The organism is Nocardia exalbida NBRC 100660, assembly GCF_000308575.1.
GTDB classification, from domain to species: Bacteria; Actinomycetota; Actinomycetes; order Mycobacteriales; family Mycobacteriaceae; genus Nocardia; species Nocardia exalbida.
On record NZ_BAFZ01000038.1, the window covers coordinates 21,486 to 39,559 of the forward strand.

An 18,074-nucleotide genomic window follows, 5' to 3' on the forward strand; every position below is an offset into this window, starting at 1 on the left:
TCAGCTCTCGTCCCCGTGCGTCAGTACCTCCGTGTGCCCGTTGCGGCGACACCAACTCATCAGATAGCGCGCGTGTAATCCACACCAGCGGTACACGACGGCGGAGGTCAGCTCTCCGTGGGATTCGTTCTCGCGCCGTTGCGCGATGATTCGTCCGAGATAGCCGTCGGCGAGCGAATGGGCCGCGTCGAGATCGACTTCGGCCGCGGCTGCCAGGGACGCGGGGTCCCACGTGCGTCCGGAGGCGATCGCCCCGGCGAGCCGGCCCGCGATTACTCCGTCTCGTCCGGTGAAAAGTTCATAGAGCGAAGGGATTCCGTACGTGGGGCGCCGATTCGGCAGGCGTTCACCGTTGGCCGCTTGTCGTATCGCCGAGAGCAGCGCCGTTACCCCGGTGGCTTTCTCGTGCACACCCGCGATCTCGTCCGCCCGGTGGTACGCCTCGTCCAAGTGATCCTGCTCCATGCTGTGCCCTTGGCCTGCCAGCAGAACGGCGGTGCCCGCCCGGCTTTCGCGCACCATTTCCAGGACATCCAACCCGTCGAAGCGGAATTCTTGCTCGGGGTCGTTCCATACCAGGTCCGCGAGCACCACGTCGAGTTTCTCGATGCCGGTGACAGCGTGGACCACCTCTGCCCGGTCGCGGGCGACGATGACCTTCGCCGCCGGGAAGGACGCCGACAGCGTCGGTTCGATGACGTTTCCGAGCGGTGAAGCGACGAGAAGTCGCATGAATCGTTTCCCCTCTCGTGATCCCGATGGAAACTTTCCGTCCCGCGGCGAGAAAACAAGTATGTGCCTCGCGCAGACGCGCACGGGGAGATCATCGACGCCGGATCTGGCACTCCGTCCGGCTCGGTCGGCCCGTAATAGCCTCCCCGCGAGACCTTTTCGTCGATGGTTGCCTCCGTGCGGTAAGGGGCTGCAACATCTTGCCCGGCAGTGCGCTACCGCGGGCACAGACCGTGCTGGGCGATGGTCGGAAGGTAGCGCTGCCATTCGGTGGCGGTGATCGGCCCGCTGCCGCTGTCGCAGAGTTCGGCGGCGACCTCGTCGACGTCCGTCGCCCAGACGCGCACGATCCGGTCGGGTCCCGCCGCGAGCAGCAGATCGCCGTCCAGCGCGTAGACGGCATCGTTGACCCGACCCGTGTAGGCATTGAGCACCGCCAGCCGTCGCGGGTCGCGCGGGTCGGTGATGTCCCAGACCCAGATGCCGTTGTCACTCGCGCCGCCGACCAGTCGCGTGCCGTCGGGGCCGAAATTGACGGTGATGATCGCGTCGGCGGCGCCGATCAGCGTGGCGAGATGCCGGGGCGCCTCCGGGTCGGACAGGTCGAAGAGTTTGACGGTGTGGTCCATGCTGCCCGCGGCGAGGATCGGCGCGGTGGGGCTGAAGGCCACGGCGGCCAGATCGTTGGTGAATCCGGAGAGCTTCGGCAGTTCCCGCGGGCGGGCGCGATCACGGATGTCCCAGCGGAACACCGACTCGTTGGACGTGGCTATGGCGAGTTGGGCGCCCGCGGCGTCGACGGCGGCGATGCCCGGCAGCCCGGGACCGGTGGAGACCGCGCCGAGCGATCGCGGGGCGGCCGGGTCGCCGAGGTCCCACAGCGTCACAGTCGGATCGTCCTGGCCCGCGACGACCAACGTCTTGGCGTCGGGGGTGAAGGTCATGGCGGAGACGATGCCGTTGACGGCGGCCACCTTCGATGTCAGCCGGGGATGCGCCGGATCGCGCAGGTCCCACAGCAGCACATGGCCGGCGCGGGTGCCGACCGCGGCCGTCGAACCGTCCATCGCCAGCGCGACCGCCCCGCAACTCCTCTCATCCGCGCCCACGGGCAGCGCGGGGAATTCGACGGGTGCTGCGGGATCGCCGAGACTCCACAGGTGGGCGCTGCCGTCGCCCGCGCCGGTGCCGACGAGCAAGAGCTTCCCGCTGCGATCGATCGGTGTCTGGAAGACCACGCTCTGCGCCCCGCGCAGGACCGGGCCGGGCAGCGGCCAGATCCGGACCGTGCCGTCGAGACTGCCCGTGATCAGTGCGTGCGCGTCGAGGGCGAAGCGCACCGACACCACGATCACCGGGTTGGGCAGTTCCATCTCCAGTTGGTCGGTGTCCAGCCGCCACACGCGCGTCTTGTTGTCCGAGCTGACCGCGGCCAGCCGGGTGCCGTCCGGGCTGAAGGCGACGTCGTTGACATAGCTGGTGAATCCACGCAGCGCGGGCAATTGCGCCGGGGCGGCCGGGTCGCGCACATCCCAGCGGCGTACCTCGTTGGCGCGACCGGGAACCGCGAGAACGGAGCTGTCCGGACTGAATCGCAGCGACAATGCCTGCGCCGTGGAACCGTCGGGCGGAATGTCCGTCAGCGGAACGTCCCGGTCGGTGGCCCAGATGCGCAGTGCGCCCGCGTTTCCCGCGGCGGCGAGAAGTTTCCCGTTCGGGGCGAACGCGATGACGGGTGCGCCCGCGGGAAGTTGCCAGGCGGGCAACGGAATCGGGTGCTTGGCGTCGGTGATGTCCCATCGGGCGATCTCCGCTGTGGTGGTCGTCGCGGCGAGGGAGCGCTTGTCGGGACCGATATCGAGGGTGCGGTACTGGACGCCGGTTCCGGCGAGGGTGGCCAGCGGCCGGGGTGCGTCCGGGTTCGCGATGTCCCAGAGATCGATGTGGCCGCCGAATGCCGCGGCCAGCAGTGCGCCGTCGGGAGTCATCGTCACGGAACCGAGAACCGCTCCCGGCCGGGGCGCGGGAATGCGGCTGCGGAAATCCGCCGACCCGGGCTGGCCGGAACGGGTGCTCCGGTGCAGGTGGTGCAGGTCGATCGTGGCGTCGCTGCGGCCGACGGCGAGCAAGACTCCGGAGCGGTCGGTGGCCACCAGCGTGCCGCCGTCGGGTCCGAGCAGCCGTGTCGGAGTCTGGACCGCGGTGCTGTCCAAGAGCGCGGAGCGGGCTTCGAGGGTGGGTTGGATGCGGAAGGCCGCGAGCGCGAGCTGCGCCGACAGCGCGGGATCGGTGCCGCGCAGTCGCTCCGCTTGGAGCGCGATCTGGCGCGACAGCGCCTCGTCTCGCGCGTGCGCGGCGTTCGACCGGGCCACCAGCGCGACACCGGTCAAGACGATCGTCGCGATCAGCGCGGTCGCCAAGCCGGCGACCATCCGCTGCAAGATCCGGGTGCGGCGGCGTTCTCCGGCCCGGATCTGCGCCTGATGGGCGATACTGGCGGCGATGTAGTCGCGTTCGTGCTGGTTGAGGTCTCGCCGATGTCCGTCGTCGCGCGTCCACTCCTGAACGAACTCCAGCCTCGCGGGTCCGAGCAGCGCGCTGGGGTCCTCGTTGTTGTCGAGCCAGACCTGGGTGGCCTGGGTCAGCCTGCGGTGTACGGCCAGGCTCTCCCGATCCTCGTCGAGCCACCGGTGCATCCGGGACCAGGCGCCGATCAGCGCCTCGTGCGTGATCGCGACGGTCTCCTCCTCGACCGTGAGCAGGCGGTGCGTGGCGAACCGCTCGATCACGGTGTTCACGTTCGCGACGGAGTCGTGGTCGAAGAACAGCTCCTGGCGTTGTACCCGGCGGCGGGTGGTCACATCGTCGTCGATGTTGAGCAGACGCAGGAACGTGCGGCGGGTGATCTGCCGCTGCGGCTCGGTGAGGCCGCGATACACGGTCTCGGCGGTCTGCTCGATGGCGCCCGCGATTCCGCCGACGGCGTTGTAGTCGGCGACGGTCATCTTCCGGCGGCTGGACCGCTGCCAGGTCTCCAGCAGAGCATGCGACAGCAAGGGGAGAGCGCCGGTGTCGTGAGCTTCGGCGGACCCGCGCGGCGCGAGTTCCACGATCAGCAGCTGCACGAGTTCGTCTTCCACGGTCCAGTTCGCTTTGCGGGCCGGCTCGATGATGACGTCGCACAGCGCCTGCTTGCTCAGGGGTCCGACCAGGACCGAATGATGCGCCAGCGCGTGGTGCAGGAACGGCTCTTCGGCGGCGTGGCGGTAGAAATCCGCGCGCAGTCCCAGCACATGGGTCCGGCCGTTCGCGTCGCCCGCGAGCGCGGCCAGGAAGTCGGCTCGCTCGTCGTCGTCGAGGCACAGTGTCCAGGTCTCCTCGAACTGATCGATGACCAGGACGTCGGCGGGGTCCTGGAGTACCTGTGCCGGATGCGCGCCCGGGGTGACGACCGCGGCCGTGCGGCCTTCGCGCTGGAGCGCGGGTAGCAGTCCGGCGCGCAGCAGCGAGGACTTCCCCGAGCCGGAGGCGCCGGTGACGATGAGTATCCGCTGCTCGGATCCGGCGAGCGACGAAACGCGCTGTCGCAGATCCGCCGTGAGTTCGGCGCGGCCGAAGAGCCATTCGGCGTCATCGGGTCGAAAAGGTTCCAGGCCCCGGTAGGGCACAGGTCCCTGGCTCCGCCTGCGTCCGCTCGTCGGACGCACCTGCCGGACCGCCGCGAGCCACCGCTGTTGCCCCTCCGGGTCACGAACGCCGCACGCCGTCAGGACATCCCGGAACATCCGCTCGTTCTGCTCGGTCGGCACATGGTGACCGGCGAACCATCCGCTAACCGTGCCGTGCAGGCCTCCCGAGTCGTCGACGACCTGGCGGACGGTCAACCCGGCGGTGGTGCGCAGCCGTGTGAAGGCCGCCGCGAATTCCTCTCGGGTGGAGATGGATCGAGGATCCACCCGACTCCCGCCCCCATCGGTCATGACCGGAGTCTAGCGAGATCCGGGCGGCGGCGCGGCGTGTCGTATGGACCTTGTATTGACTTCTTTCTCGACCATACGCACTGCTCAGAGGCTGTTTCCTGAACCCACGCCGCGAACGTGCGCCGCGCGTCGACGCAGTGGGAGGAAAGGAAACAGCCACCATGTCCGCACCATCACTGTCGTTGCCGACCCGGCCGAGGCCCGGATTCGGCCGCGCCCTCGATACCTTCCACCGGGCGGCGATCCACGTGCCGGCCTACGCCGACTTCCTCGCGCGCCGCGGAATCGAACCGGCAAACATCGGAACCGCCGATGACTTCGCCGCGCTGCCGCCGATGACCAAAGCGGAGTACCTGCGGCACTACCCGTTGCGCATGTTGCTCTGGCATGGCGACGTCGCTTCGGCCGGGACGTGGTCGTGCAGTTCCGGCTCCACCGGCAGGCCCAGCTATTGGCCGAGGGACCTCGTCGCCCAGGAAGAGGCGATCGAGCTCTACTCGCGGGTGTTCCGCGACAGCTTCCAGACGCGGCAGCGGACCACGCTGCTGGTCGTCGGCTTCGCGATGGGCAATTGGATCGGAGGCACCTACACCTACGCGGCGGCCACCGCGATGCGTCAGCGCGGGCACCGCATCTCGACCATCGCACCCGGCATCGAACCGGAGACCATCCTGGCCGATATCGCCGAACTGGGCCCGCACTACGACCAGGTCGTCCTGGCCGGTTACCCCCCGTTCGTCAAGGATGTGCTGGATCGGGCGCCCGCCGAGGTACTGCGCCAGAACCTGCGCATTCTGCTGGCAGGCGAGGCCATCACCGAAGAATGGCGGGACTACGTGCTCGACCGGATCGGCAAGCCGGGGCAGCCGGGGGAGATCCGCGTCGTCTACGGCACCGCCGACGCGGGCATCATGGGGTGCGAGACGCGCACCAGTGTCGCCGTCCGCCGCGCGGCCGGCGCGGATCCCGCGCTGAGCGAGGCGTTGTTCGGCGAGGCGCACCTGCAGCCGACCTTCGTCGAGTACGACGCGGAGTATCGGTATACCGAAGTCGACGCCGAAGGCCGCTTCCTGTTCAGCGCCGATACCGCGGTCCCGCTGCTGCGCTACCGGATCAACGATGCCGGCCGGATCTTCTCCGCCGCTGAGCTCGCCGCCGTCCTCGATGCGCACGGTCACCGTCTGCCGGTGCGCACCTCCACCGACTCCTGCGGGTTCCTCGCCCTGCACCGGCGCACCGATGTCGCCGCGTCGTTCTACGCGCTGGAGATCTACCCGGACAACATTCGCGCCGCGCTGGAGGACCCGGACGTCAGTCCGGCGGTCACGGGAAAGTTCGTGCTGATGACCGACACCGACGCGCGATTCGAGCAGACCTTGCGGCTGCGCGTCGAACTCCGCGACGGTGTCTGCCCCGCAGACGGATTCACCGCGCTGCTGGAGCGGAAGGTGGTCGATGCCCTGCTGCGCACCAACAGCGAGTACCGCCGCCTGCACCGGGCGCTCGGCTCGGCCGCCGAGCCGCGGATCAGCCTGCACCACCGCGGCAGCGCGGGTTTCGAGCCGGGCGTCAAGCACCAGTGGACGGGGGCGCGGTCATGATCGAAATCCTGCATCCGGCAGACGACGAGCGGCGCATCGCCGAACTGTGCGCACCCGGATCCGGGTACCGGCTGGTCGACGGCTGGGCGAGCGCGGCAAGGGAACTCGCGTTGATCGAGCGGCCCGAGTTCGCCGCGGGGACCCCGGCCGCGGCGGCAGCGCTGGAGGACTACCTGACCTCGGTACGGGACGGTGCGGCCGTCGACCGGATCAGCCGCTACGTCGTATTCCCGTGGCGCCGGACCATCGTCGAACTGCCCGACCGCGAGCACTTCTGGCGGTTGCGCACGGCCAGGAACCGGCACCTGCTCACCGGCGACGAGCAACGGGCCTGGTCGGAGGCCGTGGTGGGAGTGGCCGGGCTCAGCGTGGGCGCTTCCGCGCTGGCGGTCTGCGCGTTGTCCGGCGCCCGGCGATTCCGGCTCGCCGAGCACGACACTCTCGGATGCACCAATCTCAACAGGCTCCAGGCGTCGGTGTGCGATCTCGGCGAGCCCAAACTGACTCTGGCGCAACGCCGTACGTTGGAGCTGGACCCTTATAGCGAGATCGCCGCCTTCCCCGAGGGGTACCGGCCGGAGAACGCCTCGGACTACTTGGGTGGGCCGGGAGGCTCCGCGCCCCTGACCGTCCTCATCGAGGAGATGGACGACCTCGCGCTGAAAGTGGACATCCGCAAGCGCGCCCGCGCGCTCGGCATCCCCGTGGTGATGGCGACCGATCACGGCGACAGCTCCTTCGTCGACGTCGAGCGCTACGACCTGGAACCGGACTATCCGCTCCTGCACGGCCGGGCCGGCGATCTGACCGGCCTGACGGCGGCCGAGCTGCGCGATCCGGCGCGACGGATCGAGCTGGCCACCGCCATCGTCGGCAGCGACATCACACCGCGGACGCGCTACTCGCTGACCGAAGTCGGCCGCAGCCTGCCCTCGTGGCCGCAGTTGGCCACCGCGGTGACTCTCGCGGGGGCGCTGGCCGGCCTCGCCGCACGGTTGATCGCCTGCGGTAGCAGCTTGTCGTCGGGCAGGTACCGAGTGGATCTCGACACGCTGCTGCGGGGTACGCGGGAGCGGTGGAACGAGCTGGGAGAAGCGGAGTTCCGCGCGATGCTCGGCATCCCCTAGTGCTTATGCAAGATCTTGCCGACAAGGATTCGTGTCGAGCCGAAACGAACCCGGGTACGGCGGTGCCCGGCCATACCTGGCACGGCTGCCGAGTTCCGCTCGGCTCGACTCGAGCCGGATGTTTGGCTGGCGAGGTGCGATGCGCCGAGTGCCAGCATTTCCACCGCGACGGCTCCCCGTTCTGCGGGAACTGTGGTGTGCGTGCCCGACGGAGGCGGATCGGCAGCGACGGTGCGGCCCCATCGAAGGCGGTGGAGGATCTGCGTTCTTCGCTGAGCGATCTGCTCGACCGGATCAGTCGGTGCGACATCGACCTGGAGGACCGGCGGTTGGTCGAGGAGACGACTCGGCGCGCGGCGGTCGAGGCGGCGAAGGATCGGCCGAACCGGATCGTGCTCACCGGTGTCCTGTACGCGGTCGGAGAGTCCGTCGCAGGCGTCGCCTCCTTGGCGAATGCGGTGATGGCCTCGAAGGACGCGGTCGAGGCTGTCTTCCGCTGATCCATAGAGCCGCATCTAGACATACATACGGTATGTATGTAACAGTGGACGGGAACCCGACCACTGGGAGGACCCATGGCAACCAGCACAGCTCTCGGCCGCACCCACGAGGTGGATCTGCCCGGCGGCCGCATTCGCTATCACGAGACAGGGGAGGGCGCTCCGGTCGTCTTCGTGCACGGCCTGCTCGTCAACGCGGACATCTGGCGCAAAGTCGTGCCCGTGGTCGCCGCGGCCGGATACCGCTGCCTGGCGCCGGACTGGCCGCTGGGCTCGCACGAGATCCCGGTCCCGGACGCGGAACTGACCCCCACCGGCATCGCCGATCTCATCGCCGCGTTCCTCGAACGCCTCGACCTCATCGACGTCACGCTGGTCGCCAACGACACCGGCGGAGCGATCACCCAGGTGCTGCTGACCCGCGACCGGTCCCGCGTCGGCCGCGTCGTACTCGCCTCGGTTGACAGCTACGAGGGCTTCCTGCCGCAGCCGTTCACCTCGCTTCCGCTGCTGGCGAAGATCCCGGGATCGCTGCGCCCCCTCACCGAGGCGCTGCGGATCCGGGCGCTGCACCGCCTGCCGTTGGCGTTCGGATGGGTCACCAAGCGGCCCGTCCCGCCCGAGATCGTGGACTCCTATCTGCTGCCGAGCCGCAATTCCGCCGCGATCCGGAAAGACCTGCGCCGCTTCCTGAAATCGGCGCATCGCCGCTACACGCTGGAAGCCGCGCGCCACTTCGCCGACGTCGACATCCCGGTGCTGTTGGCCTGGGCGCGCGAGGACCGGCTGTTCCCGGTGTCGTTCGCCGAACGCCTGGCCCGCGACCTGCCGGACGCGCAACTGAAGCTCATCGACGACTCCTACACCTTCGTGTCGGAGGACCAGCCCGAGTTGCTCGCCGAATCGATTCTGGAGTTCACTCGGCTGCATGCCACGCCGTAGCCAGGAAGACCGGTCTCGCGCAACCAGGGCCGCGCTCGAACAGGCGGGACGCCGCCTGTTCACCGAGCGCGGCTTCGCCGGAACCTCGGCCGAAGGGCTGGTCACCGAGGCAGGCGTCACCCGGGGCGCGCTGCACCACCACTACGGGGACAAACGGGGACTGTTCCTCGCGGTGCTGGAGCAGATCGAGGTCGAGATCACCGAGGAGATCGAGAACGCCATCGCGGCGGTCGATTCCGAGGACGTGATGGCCGGAATGGCGGTGGGGCTCGCGCTTTTCCTGGAGATCTGCCAGCGCCCGGCGATGCTGCGGATCGCCCTCACCGACGCCCCGGCCGTGCTCGGCTGGCAGGCCTGGCGGGAATTCGAATCCGCGCACGGCCTCGGCCTGATCACCAGGCAACTCGAGCGCGCTCGCGCCGCCGGGTTGATCGCCGACGCCCCCATCCCCGTGCTGGCCCAGCTCGTCGTCAGCGTGATCAGCGAGGCGTCCTTGATCGTCGCGCACGCCGAAGACCCCGATCGCGCCCGCGCCGAGGCCCAGCAGTCGGTGCTGTTGCTGATCTCCGGACTCATGCGCACCACCGGCTGAATCGCTCCAGGTCTCGGACGGCGCCGCTCGCTCGCGATTCCGGGGTGTCCGCGGAGAGCCGAACGAGCACGAAACCCGCCGGGCTCGGGGGATCCAGCCGGTCGGGAGTCCACACGCATGACAGCGCCCGGCACGTCGCCATCAGGTAGGTGCCTTGCCTCCCCGAATCCGGCCACGCACGGCCTTATCCTGCGCACGTGACTGAGCAACCGGCGCGCTCGGCATACCGACTCCCGTGGCGAGCGACGGCGCTGACCGTGGGTCTCGTGCTGGCCGTTGGCGGAGCCGCGACCCGCCCCTTCAGCAGGCCGGCGACCGCGATCGTGGCAGTCGCGGCGCTGGGCGCGCTGGTGCTGGCGTTCCGCGGGCGAAGCGCGCGGCCGCCGTGCACCACCCGGCTCCGACGTGGCGTGGCTGTGTGGTCGGCGCTGCTGGTCGCGGTGTTGGCGTGGGAGGTCTACGCATTATCGCGGCAGCCCGCCCTGAATCAGCCGAGCGACGAGCACCCGACACTTTCCACGCTGCTGGATCCGGCGCTCGAACAGTGGCCGCTGCGGCTCGCCGGCTGGCTGGTGTGGCTCGGCGCCGGGTGGTGGCTGGTGTCGAGATGAGCGACCGAGCTGTCATCCTCCTCGGATTCGGCCTGATCGTGGCGGTCGCGCTCGTCGCGATCCTGCTGACGCGGCTGCGCCGGGATCCGGTCGCGTCCCTCGGCGAAACGATCGCGTACCTGACCGGCACGCGAACAACGAGAATCACCGCCGTGCTCATATGGGCCTGGCTCGGCTGGCATTTCCTGGCCAGGTGAGGACCACACACCGGACTGCCTGAGCGCGTTCGTCGAGCGGCCGGACTCGCACGACGAACCGTCCTCGGGGTTGTCGGTTGTCCGGCTGGGCCCGCGCGCCTGCTGTCCGGAGTTCGCATGCCCCGTGCCCGGCTCACCGCGATTCCTGCTTTGGAGCGAAGCGAGACCTGGCAGCACTGGTGACACTGGCAGAAAGCAACTCGCCCCTGGCGTATGGGCGGCCGGTTTGCCGACGAACCGTCCTCGGGGTTGTCGCTTGTCCGGCTGGGGCCGCGCCCGATGTCCGGAGTTCGCATGCCGACGCCTCCGGCTCACCGTAACTCCCGGTTTCGAGCGAAGCGAGACCGAGCATGTTCCGTTCGCGAGCCATAAGGGGGCCGCGAACACGCAGCGCCGAAGGCGCTGCAATTAAGCTGAGCACGTGCGTTTGTATCGGGACGAGGCGGTTGTGGTGCGCCAGCACAAGCTGGGTGAGGCGGACCGCATCGTCACGCTGCTCACGCGGCAGCACGGGCTGGTTCGCGCGGTCGCCAAGGGGGTGCGGCGCACCAAGTCGAGGTTCGGGGCCCGGTTGGAGCCGTTCTCCTACATCGACGTGCAGCTGCACCCCGGGCGCACGTTGGACACCGTTACCCAGGTGCACACGATGGAGGCGTTCGCCGCCGACATCATCGATGACTACGGGCGCTACACCACCGCGTGCGCGGTACTGGAGACCGCCGAGCGTCTGGCGGGGGAGGAGCGCGCGCCCGCGCCCCGGCTGCACGCGCTCACCGCGAGCGCCCTGCGCGCCATCGCGGCCAAACAGCGCCCGCACGAACTGATCCTGGACGCGTTCCTGTTGCGCGCCATGGGTTTCGCGGGCTGGGCGCCCGCCCTGGACGAGTGCGCCAAGTGCGCGACACCGGGTCCGCATCGCGCTTTCCACGTCGCGGCGGGAGGCGCGGTGTGTGTGCATTGCCGTCCCCCGGGTGCGGCGACGCCCGCGCCGGGGGTGCTCGACCTGCTGGTCGCGTTGTTGCGCGGGGAGTGGGAGCAGGTCGAGGCGACGCCGGAGGCGGTGCGGCGGCAGGCCAGCGGCCTGGTCGCGGCGCATTTGCAGTGGCATCTGGAACGTCAGCTGCGCACGCTGCCGTTGATCGAGCGGTCTACTCCACGAATTGAAGCTCTACCTGGGGCAGCTCGATCATGACCCGGGCGCACACGGCGCGATGCCAGGTGGCCGGGTAGCGGGTGTCCGGCTCGTGCTTGCAGTAGTCGTCGTTGGTCCGGTAGGTGTGCAGGCGGGGCGAGATCTCCCCGGCGTCGATGGCATCGACCATGGCCTCGACCACCTGGTCGGTCTCGTCCGCGATGGAGGCGAGTTCCCGGGCCACGATGTCGGGAATCTGGAACGCCCCCTTCTCCCACCGTTCGACGGTGCGTTCCGCGACCGCGAAGAACCGTGCACACCATGGAACCGGAAGGCCGAGCAGTTCACGAGTGGCCCGGAAACCCGCCGCGGTCGCGGTGCCTGGTAAATCGGTCACGTTCGAGAAACCCCTCCCCAGTATCACGATAGGGAAAAGAATAAGTCACCGGCGCCGGTGGAACCGCGGAATTCGGCAGGAAGCAACGGGGTAGTAGGGGCGGCAGAAGCGATCAGGCAGGATGGAGGCCGTGATCCGCCGCCGAGATTCCGCCACCGCGACCGCGCCCGGGCCCGCGGGCGCCGTCCGCCCGCCCGCGCCGCACCCGTCGGGAGCTCGGCCGCCGCAACTGCCGCCGGAACTGGTGCCCAACCACGTCGCGCTCGTCATGGACGGCAACGGGCGCTGGGCCCAGGAGCGCGGGCTGCCGCGCACCGCCGGGCACGAGCGCGGCGAGGCGGTGCTGATGGACACCGTCGAGGGCTGTATCGAGATCGGCGTCAAGTGGCTGTCGGCGTACGCGTTCTCCACCGAGAACTGGCGGCGCAGCCCCGAGGAGGTGCGCTTCCTCATGGGCTTCAACCGCGACGTGATCCGCAGGCGCCGGGACGAGATGCACGAGATGGGTGTGCGGGTGCGCTGGGCCGGTCGGCGACCGCGCCTGTGGCGCAGCGTGATCAAGGAACTGGAGATCGCCGAGGAACTCACCGAGCACAACACGGTGATGACGCTGACCATGTGCGTCAACTACGGCGGTCGCGCCGAAATCGCCGACGCGGCAAGGGAGATCGCGCGCCGGGTGGCGGCGGGTGAGATCGATCCGGAGAAGGTCACCGAGGCGACGGTGGCGAAATACCTCGACGAACCCGACATGCCGGACGTGGACCTGTTCCTGCGCCCGTCGGGCGAGTTCCGCAGCTCCAACTTCCTCCTCTGGCAGTCGGCCTACGCCGAATTCGTCTACCAGGACACGCTGTTCCCCGACTTCGATCGGCGCAACCTGTGGGAGGCATGCCTCCAGTACGCTTCCCGGGACCGCCGTTTCGGCGGCACCAAGTGAACGGCGGGTCGGACATGGACGCAGCGGTGACGCCGGATCGGGAACTCCAGGCGCGGGCCGGGGCCTGCCTGTCGAGTTACGGCATCGACGTGCGGGTCGACCCCGAAGGGTCGCTGGGATTCGAGTACGAGGGCGCGCTGTGCTCGCTGCGCGCGGTGACCCTGGCGCCCGGCTTGGACGTGCTGAGTCTCACCTGTGTGCTGGCCTGGGACCGCCCGCTGAAGGCGCAGCTGCACAAGCGCGTCGCCGAGCGCAACAACGCGCTGCAATTCGGTTCGCTCACCGTGATCGCCCGCGGCGGGCTCGCCGATGTCATCCTGCGCTACACCTTCCCCGCCGCAGGCTTGGACGACCAGGCCCTCACCACCATGCTGCTGCTCGTGCTGTCCAACGCGAGCCGATCCAGGCAGGGTCTGCTGCCCTGAGGAGGCACGACGGCCGTCAGCCGGCGTTCGTGCCGGTGGTTTCGCCGTAGGGCAGCAGGGTGCGCACGCCGCGCGCCAGCGTCTGCGGGTCGAGGTCCTCGAGGATGAGGTGCTGGAGGATGAATCCCGGCAGCAGTCCGATGATCGCTTTGGCCACGGCGTCGAGGTCGGCGTCCGCGGGTAGCCAGCCCTTGTCGCGCATGCGCTCGGCGTAGGTCACCCAGAGCGCGCGCATCGAGATCATCGTCTCGCGCACCATCACCGCCGCCCCCGGATGCACCAGGGCCAGCGCCCAGGCTTGCGGCGCCAGCCGTACCGGCCCGTCGGGTCCGCTGCGCCGCACGACCTCCTCGGCGATCACGGTGATCAGCTCGGCGGGCGTTGGCAGCGGGTCACGGCCGATCGCGTCGGCCATGGCCACGCGCAGGGACACCGTCGTCTCCGTGGCGAGTGCCGTGATCAGCTCATCCTTGCTTTTGAAGTACCGGTAGACCGCACCGGCCGAGAGTCCCGACTGCGCGAACACGTCCTGCATGGACGTCTCGTAGAACCCTTTACGCGCGAAGCAGAGCCGCGCGGCGTCCAGAATCTGCTGTCTGCGGCGTTCCATGTGCTCTTCGCTGACTCGGGGCATAGGCCAAAAATAAAACGAATATCCGTTCTTGACAACTTTCCGGTCCCGTGCGACCGTAGGCGCAACTAAAAAGAACGAGCATTCGATTTTTAGGGAGAAGGTCATGAACACCACGCAGCGGGCGTTCGCGCTGGGCATCGGCGCCGCTCTGCTCCAAGCGCTGATGCTGATCGCTTTCGCCTGGCCGGCCGCGAACATCGCGCCTCGCGACCTGCCGCTGGCCGTCACCGGTCCGCAGGCCGCGATGGTCACCGGCAAGCTCGCCGAGCACAGCCCGGGCGCCTTCGAGATCACCACCCCCGCGGACGAGGCCGCCGCTCGCGCCGCGATCGAGGACCGGGAGGTCTACGGGGCGATCGTCACCGGCGACGGACCGCCGCGCGTGCTGGTCGCCTCCGGCGCCAGTCCCGCTGTCGCACAGCAACTCACCCAGATCGGGCAGCAGCTCTCCGGCGCACCCGCCGCCCGGGTCGAGGACGTGGTGGCCGCCGACTCGGACGATCCGCGTGGCACCGCGTTCGGTGCGATGGTGCTGCCGCTGGTGATGTCCGGCATCGCGGCGGGCGTGCTCCTGTCACTGCTGATCCCGGGAATCGGAGGAAAGGTGCTCGGGCTGGCCACCTTCGGTGTCACGGGTGGACTGCTCGGGATGGCGATCATCCAGGGCTGGATGTCGGTGGTGCCCGGGTCGTACCCGGTGCTCGCGGCGGTGGCGGGGCTGGTGTCGTTCGCGGTCGCCGGTGCGGTCGTCGGCCTCGCCGCGGTGCTCGGACGTGCCGGAATCGGTATCGCCGCGCTCACCATGCTGCTGATCGGCAATCCCTTCTCGGCGGCCACGTCCGCGCCGGAGCTGTTGCCGCAGCCGTGGGGCGCCGTCGGCCAGTTGCTGCCGCCGGGCGCCGCCGCGTCGTTGCTGCGTTCGGTCGCGTTCTTCGACGGCGCCGCCGCGACCGGACCGCTGGTGGTGCTGCTGGTCTGGAGCGCGCTGGCGCTCGCACTGCTCGGAGTGGCCGCGCTGCGCGGTCGCCCGGCCCAGGCGTCTGCGTCGGCTCGGGCCGCGGTTCCGGTCGGCTGAACCGAGCACAGGCGCTGAGCCGTACTGTGAGTCGGGTTCACGCGGTCGTCGCAACACTCTCTAGCCGGGAGGTTGCGGCGGCCGTGTCGTTTTCCGAGGACGTGGCCCGGTGCAGTGCCAGGGCGGGACGGAATTCGAGATGTCCTCGGCTGCGGCCGAAGCGCCTGGGCCCCGGGGGGTGGAGAGTGTCCACCCCCCGGGTGGGTGGGCACCCGCAGGGGGTGGGCGCCTTGACCCAACTCGGACCGTAGCGGCTCGCCGGTCGGTCCCGAGGTATTTTCACTGCGGCGTTGCGCGTGACACCTCGTTGTCCCCATCGCCTCTCTCGCACTGTGGCAATCCTTCAGCAAGTGAATGCACTCGGCTCGGATGCTTGGGTCTCGGCATAGCTGCGCGCCTGCCCCTCGGGATTCCCGAGGGGCTCGGGGAAGGTCCGCCGAAAGGCGGCGGGCGACCGGATCAGCCCACCGTGAACGACAGTGTGGGCGCGCCGGCCGCGCCCTCTTCCTTCTGAGCGTTGTACGTCAGCGTGTAGGGGCCGGTGCCGGGGGAGGGCACCACGAAGACGACGTAGTTCTTCGGGTTGTCGATGGTCTCGTTGGCGTTGAGCAACTCGTTGATCGGGCCGCGGACGTCTGCGGCCACGGTCCGGCCGTCAGGGGTCCGGACGGTGAAATAGTCGTAGTAGATGTTCGTCCCGCCCGCGGGGATGCCCGCTCCGCCGACGAGCGCGATGCGCAGCGCCAGATCGGATTTGCCGTTCTCGTTCTCGGTGTAGCTCGGGCTGATTCTGCCGCCGGTGATCCGGATGGTCGTCTGGTCCTGCACCAGCGTTCCGCTGATCGGCAATGTCCTCGGCTGGACGCTGTCCACCTTGTCCGCCGCGGCGAGCGGGATCTTGGTCTGGTTGTCCGCGGCCTTGCCGTACACGATGGTCATCGTGTCGATGAGGTGCTCGGCGTCCTTGGCCGACGCGACGGACGTCGTCGCGGTGCCCGTGGCCGAGCCGTTGCCGGGCACCGCCGGGCTGTCGAAGATCGCCCCGCCGTCCACTTCCCTGCCGACCAGCAGCGACGGCGTGATGCTCAGGGTGTGGTCGTCGAGGGTGGTGTTCTTGTAGGTGATGTCGATGCGCACCTTCGCGCCGCCGTATTCGTCCGGCACGACGGTCGCCTTGTCCACGGTGATGGCGAATCCGTCGTACCAGCCGGTCTTGCCGACGGTGCGGACGGTCGACTGCCCGCTGTCGGAGCCCGGCCGGACCGCGACCGCGGAAGTGGGTGTCGGGGAGACGGCCACCGGCGTGCCGTCCTTGTCCTCGCACGCCGAGAGGAGCATCGCCGAGACCACGACGAGCGCGGCCCCGGCGACGGTCACGGCCCGGCGGTGCACCGGGCGTATGGATGAGTCGATGGTCGTTGACACGCTGCCTCCCCAGCAGATGGCGGATCCTCGGTGTCGGGCTCGGCTCGGCCCGGGCGTTCGAGGATCTCGCCGGTGAATCTCCGCTCGTGGAAGCCGCGTTAACCGGACACGCCGGGAACGGGTGGATCAGCCGTCGCGTCGGCGCGCCGCCCCGCATGTCGTGCAGGTGCCGAACACCTCGAGGGTGTGGCTGATCTCGCTGAAGCCGTGCTCGCTCGCGATGGCCTCGGCCCATGCCTCCACCGTCGGGCCCTCCACCTCCACGGTGTGGCCGCAATGCCGGCACACCAGGTGGTGATGATGGCCGGTGGAGCACTGGCGGTAGACCGACTCGCCGGAGTCGGTGCGCAGCACGTCGACCATGCCCGCGTCGGCCAGCGACTGCAACGTCCGGTAGACCGTGGTCAGCCCGATGCCCTCGCCGCGCTTGCGCAACTCGTCGTGCAGGTCCTGGGCGGAGCGGAACTCATCGATGTCACCGAGCAGTGCGGCGATGGCGCTGCGCTGCCGGGTACTGCGGATACCGACCGGTTTCGGTGGAACGGTCGTGTTGTCTGGCACGAATCACCCTTCCTCGGCGTGCGCGACGGCGTCGACGACGATGTGCGCCAGATGGTCGTCGACGAGTTCGTAGAGCACCTCGCGACCCGAACGCTCACCGTGCACGACACCGGCGGCCTTGAGGATACGCAGATGCTGACTGACCAGTGGTTGCGTGACACCGAGCGCGTCGACCAATTCGTGCACACACCGCGGTGACTCGCGCAACTGGAGCACGATAGCAATCCGAACCGGCGCTGCCAGCGCCCGCAACAACTCACCCGCGTCCTCCAGTACGGATCGTGCGGGTACCGGCGCCGGGCCGGGCGACCGATACGGGTTGTGCGGCGGTGCCGGGGCGGTCTCGGCGGTCATGTCACCAACTCCTTAATGGAAAGCATTACCAGTTTGCGTATGCACAGGTGCGCATGTCAAACGGGCGCGCCGAACCGTGCGGTTGAAACCGGCACCGGGCCTGCCGATAGGCTGGGCACAATCGCAGCATCGACACAAAACTATCGTGTTCATGCAATGCAAAATTCCGACTCGCAGTGGATGGAGAATTCTCGCGTGGCACCCAAGTCGAAGGTGGACACCGTTGCCAACCTCGCCAAGCGCCGGGGTCTGGTGTACCCGTGCGGTGAGATCTACGGAGGCACCAAGTCGGCATGGGATTACGGGCCGCTGGGCGTCGAGCTCAAGGAGAACATCAAGAAGCAGTGGTGGCGCGCCATGGTCACCGGCCGCGAGGACGTCGTCGGTCTCGACTCCTCGGTGATCCTCCCCCGCCAGGTGTGGGTCGCCTCCGGTCACGTGGGCGTGTTCAACGATCCGCTGGTCGAGTGCCTGAACTGCCACCACCGCTTCCGGCAGGACCACCTGCAGGAGGCGTACGCGCTCAAGAACAAGATCGATGATCCGGACACGGTCTCGATGGAGCTCATCGCGTGCCCGAACTGCGGCACCGTCGGCCGCTGGACCGAGCCGCGCGACTTCAACATGATGCTCAAGACCTTCCTCGGCCCGATCGAGTCCGAGGAGGGCCTGCACTACCTGCGCCCGGAAACCGCCCAGGGCATCTTCGTGAACTTCGCCAACGTGATGACGACCGCGCGCAAGAAGCCGCCGTTCGGCATCGCGCAGATCGGCAAGAGCTTCCGCAACGAGATCACGCCGGGCAACTTCATCTTCCGCACCCGCGAGTTCGAGCAGATGGAGATGGAG

General features: G+C 68.9%; 19 protein-coding genes. 12 read left to right on the top strand and 7 right to left on the bottom strand.

All coding sequences use genetic code 11. The features are described 5' to 3' along the window. On the bottom strand, window positions 1-732 hold the full coding sequence (locus ON29_RS08445; protein WP_040865619.1) for an MSMEG_1198 family transcriptional regulator: 732 nt from the start codon (window positions 730-732) through the stop codon (window positions 1-3). Window positions 733-947: 215 nt separating this feature from the next. Then, the gene (locus ON29_RS08450; protein WP_040865620.1) at window positions 948-4,712 is read right to left on the bottom strand and encodes a WD40 repeat domain-containing protein; all 3,765 of its coding nucleotides are present in this window, start codon (window positions 4,710-4,712) and stop codon (window positions 948-950) included. Between the two features lie 161 nt (window positions 4,713-4,873). Here ON29_RS08450 and ON29_RS08455 point away from each other — a divergent pair, with 161 nt between their 5' ends. The 8 genes from ON29_RS08455 (at window position 4,874) to recO (ending at window position 11,474) form a co-directional block, all read left to right on the top strand. Beyond that, a complete protein-coding gene (locus ON29_RS08455) occupies window positions 4,874-6,313 on the top strand; it encodes a phenylacetate--CoA ligase family protein (protein ID WP_051174995.1) in 1,440 nt (479 codons plus the stop codon). Further along, window positions 6,310-7,440: a ThiF family adenylyltransferase gene (locus ON29_RS08460; RefSeq protein ID WP_040865640.1), complete on the top strand. Its 1,131-nt coding sequence runs from the start codon at window positions 6,310-6,312 to the stop codon at window positions 7,438-7,440. Before ON29_RS08455 ends, ON29_RS08460 begins: the two co-directional genes overlap by 4 nt. Before the next feature lie 197 nt (window positions 7,441-7,637). Beyond that, on the top strand, window positions 7,638-7,940 hold the full coding sequence (locus tag ON29_RS08465; RefSeq protein ID WP_157172697.1) for a hypothetical protein: 303 nt from the start codon (window positions 7,638-7,640) through the stop codon (window positions 7,938-7,940). Between the two features lie 75 nt (window positions 7,941-8,015). Further along, entirely contained in the window at window positions 8,016-8,882 is an 867-nt protein-coding gene (locus tag ON29_RS08470) for an alpha/beta fold hydrolase (protein ID WP_040865622.1), read from the top strand. Beyond that, window positions 8,869-9,474, top strand: a complete 606-nt coding sequence (locus ON29_RS08475) for a TetR/AcrR family transcriptional regulator (protein ID WP_040865623.1) — start codon at window positions 8,869-8,871, stop codon at window positions 9,472-9,474. The genes ON29_RS08470 and ON29_RS08475 overlap by 14 nt, the downstream gene beginning before the upstream one ends. 197 nt (window positions 9,475-9,671) lie before the next feature. Then, entirely contained in the window at window positions 9,672-10,085 is a 414-nt protein-coding gene (locus ON29_RS08480; RefSeq protein WP_157172698.1) for a hypothetical protein, read from the top strand. After that, a complete protein-coding gene (locus ON29_RS08485; protein ID WP_040865625.1) occupies window positions 10,082-10,282 on the top strand; it encodes a DUF6186 family protein in 201 nt (66 codons plus the stop codon). The genes ON29_RS08480 and ON29_RS08485 overlap by 4 nt, the downstream gene beginning before the upstream one ends. Before the next feature lie 421 nt (window positions 10,283-10,703). Beyond that, window positions 10,704-11,474, top strand: a complete 771-nt coding sequence (recO, locus tag ON29_RS08495; protein ID WP_040865627.1) for a DNA repair protein RecO — start codon at window positions 10,704-10,706, stop codon at window positions 11,472-11,474. Here the strand turns inward: recO and ON29_RS08500 are convergent. Continuing rightward, window positions 11,431-11,811 carry an Aca2/YdiL-like domain-containing protein gene (locus tag ON29_RS08500; protein ID WP_051174996.1) on the bottom strand — a complete coding sequence of 127 codons (381 nt, stop codon included), beginning with the start codon at window positions 11,809-11,811 and terminating at the stop codon, window positions 11,431-11,433. The two genes, recO and ON29_RS08500, sit on opposite strands and share 44 nt — an antisense overlap. A gap of 121 nt (window positions 11,812-11,932) precedes the next feature. Between ON29_RS08500 and ON29_RS08505 the strand changes: the two genes are divergently transcribed. Then, a complete protein-coding gene (locus ON29_RS08505) occupies window positions 11,933-12,751 on the top strand; it encodes an isoprenyl transferase (protein WP_040865628.1) in 819 nt (272 codons plus the stop codon). Between the two features lie 14 nt (window positions 12,752-12,765). After that, complete coding sequence (locus ON29_RS08510) at window positions 12,766-13,176, top strand: YbjN domain-containing protein (RefSeq protein ID WP_040865642.1); 411 nt, start codon at window positions 12,766-12,768, stop codon at window positions 13,174-13,176. A 16-nt stretch (window positions 13,177-13,192) separates the two neighbouring features. On the opposite strand, the gene ON29_RS08515 is transcribed toward ON29_RS08510, so the two are convergent. Further along, window positions 13,193-13,810 (bottom strand): TetR/AcrR family transcriptional regulator, encoded by a 618-nt coding sequence (locus ON29_RS08515; protein WP_040865629.1) that lies wholly within the window; start codon window positions 13,808-13,810, stop codon window positions 13,193-13,195. 103 nt (window positions 13,811-13,913) lie between these two features. Between ON29_RS08515 and ON29_RS08520 the strand changes: the two genes are divergently transcribed. Continuing rightward, entirely contained in the window at window positions 13,914-14,885 is a 972-nt protein-coding gene (locus tag ON29_RS08520) for a hypothetical protein (protein WP_040865630.1), read from the top strand. A 459-nt stretch (window positions 14,886-15,344) separates the two neighbouring features. Here the strand turns inward: ON29_RS08520 and ON29_RS33700 are convergent, their stop codons facing one another. The 3 genes from ON29_RS33700 to ON29_RS08535 all read right to left on the bottom strand — a co-directional run bounded on the left by ON29_RS33700 (window position 15,345) and on the right by ON29_RS08535 (window position 17,225). Continuing rightward, a complete protein-coding gene (locus tag ON29_RS33700; protein WP_157172699.1) occupies window positions 15,345-16,310 on the bottom strand; it encodes a hypothetical protein in 966 nt (321 codons plus the stop codon). 126 nt (window positions 16,311-16,436) lie between these two features. Next, the gene (locus ON29_RS08530) at window positions 16,437-16,871 is read right to left on the bottom strand and encodes a Fur family transcriptional regulator (RefSeq protein WP_040865631.1); all 435 of its coding nucleotides are present in this window, start codon (window positions 16,869-16,871) and stop codon (window positions 16,437-16,439) included. 3 nt (window positions 16,872-16,874) lie between these two features. Beyond that, window positions 16,875-17,225 carry an ArsR/SmtB family transcription factor gene (locus ON29_RS08535; RefSeq protein WP_040865632.1) on the bottom strand — a complete coding sequence of 117 codons (351 nt, stop codon included), beginning with the start codon at window positions 17,223-17,225 and terminating at the stop codon, window positions 16,875-16,877. Between the two features lie 195 nt (window positions 17,226-17,420). Here ON29_RS08535 and ON29_RS08540 point away from each other — a divergent pair. Beyond that, window positions 17,421-18,074, top strand: a 654-nt coding sequence (locus ON29_RS08540) for a glycine--tRNA ligase (protein WP_040865644.1), incomplete at its 3' end; no start/stop codon positions are given.

Excerpts from the sequence above, each read along its gene's own strand:
- ON29_RS08445 (WP_040865619.1), bottom strand. The coding sequence starts at position 732 with ATGCGACTTCTCGTCGCTTCACCGCTCGGAAACGTCATCGAACCGACG.
- ON29_RS08450 (WP_040865620.1), bottom strand. The coding sequence starts at position 4,712 with ATGACCGATGGGGGCGGGAGTCGGGTGGATCCTCGATCCATCTCCACC.
- ON29_RS08455 (WP_051174995.1), top strand. The coding sequence starts at position 4,874 with ATGTCCGCACCATCACTGTCGTTGCCGACCCGGCCGAGGCCCGGATTC.
- ON29_RS08460 (WP_040865640.1), top strand. The coding sequence starts at position 6,310 with ATGATCGAAATCCTGCATCCGGCAGACGACGAGCGGCGCATCGCCGAA.
- ON29_RS08470 (WP_040865622.1), top strand. The coding sequence starts at position 8,016 with ATGGCAACCAGCACAGCTCTCGGCCGCACCCACGAGGTGGATCTGCCC.
- ON29_RS08475 (WP_040865623.1), top strand. The coding sequence starts at position 8,869 with ATGCCACGCCGTAGCCAGGAAGACCGGTCTCGCGCAACCAGGGCCGCG.
- ON29_RS08485 (WP_040865625.1), top strand. The coding sequence starts at position 10,082 with ATGAGCGACCGAGCTGTCATCCTCCTCGGATTCGGCCTGATCGTGGCG.
- ON29_RS08505 (WP_040865628.1), top strand. The coding sequence starts at position 11,933 with ATGGAGGCCGTGATCCGCCGCCGAGATTCCGCCACCGCGACCGCGCCC.
- ON29_RS08510 (WP_040865642.1), top strand. The coding sequence starts at position 12,766 with ATGGACGCAGCGGTGACGCCGGATCGGGAACTCCAGGCGCGGGCCGGG.
- ON29_RS08515 (WP_040865629.1), bottom strand. The coding sequence starts at position 13,810 with ATGCCCCGAGTCAGCGAAGAGCACATGGAACGCCGCAGACAGCAGATT.
- ON29_RS08520 (WP_040865630.1), top strand. The coding sequence starts at position 13,914 with ATGAACACCACGCAGCGGGCGTTCGCGCTGGGCATCGGCGCCGCTCTG.
- ON29_RS08535 (WP_040865632.1), bottom strand. The coding sequence starts at position 17,225 with ATGACCGCCGAGACCGCCCCGGCACCGCCGCACAACCCGTATCGGTCG.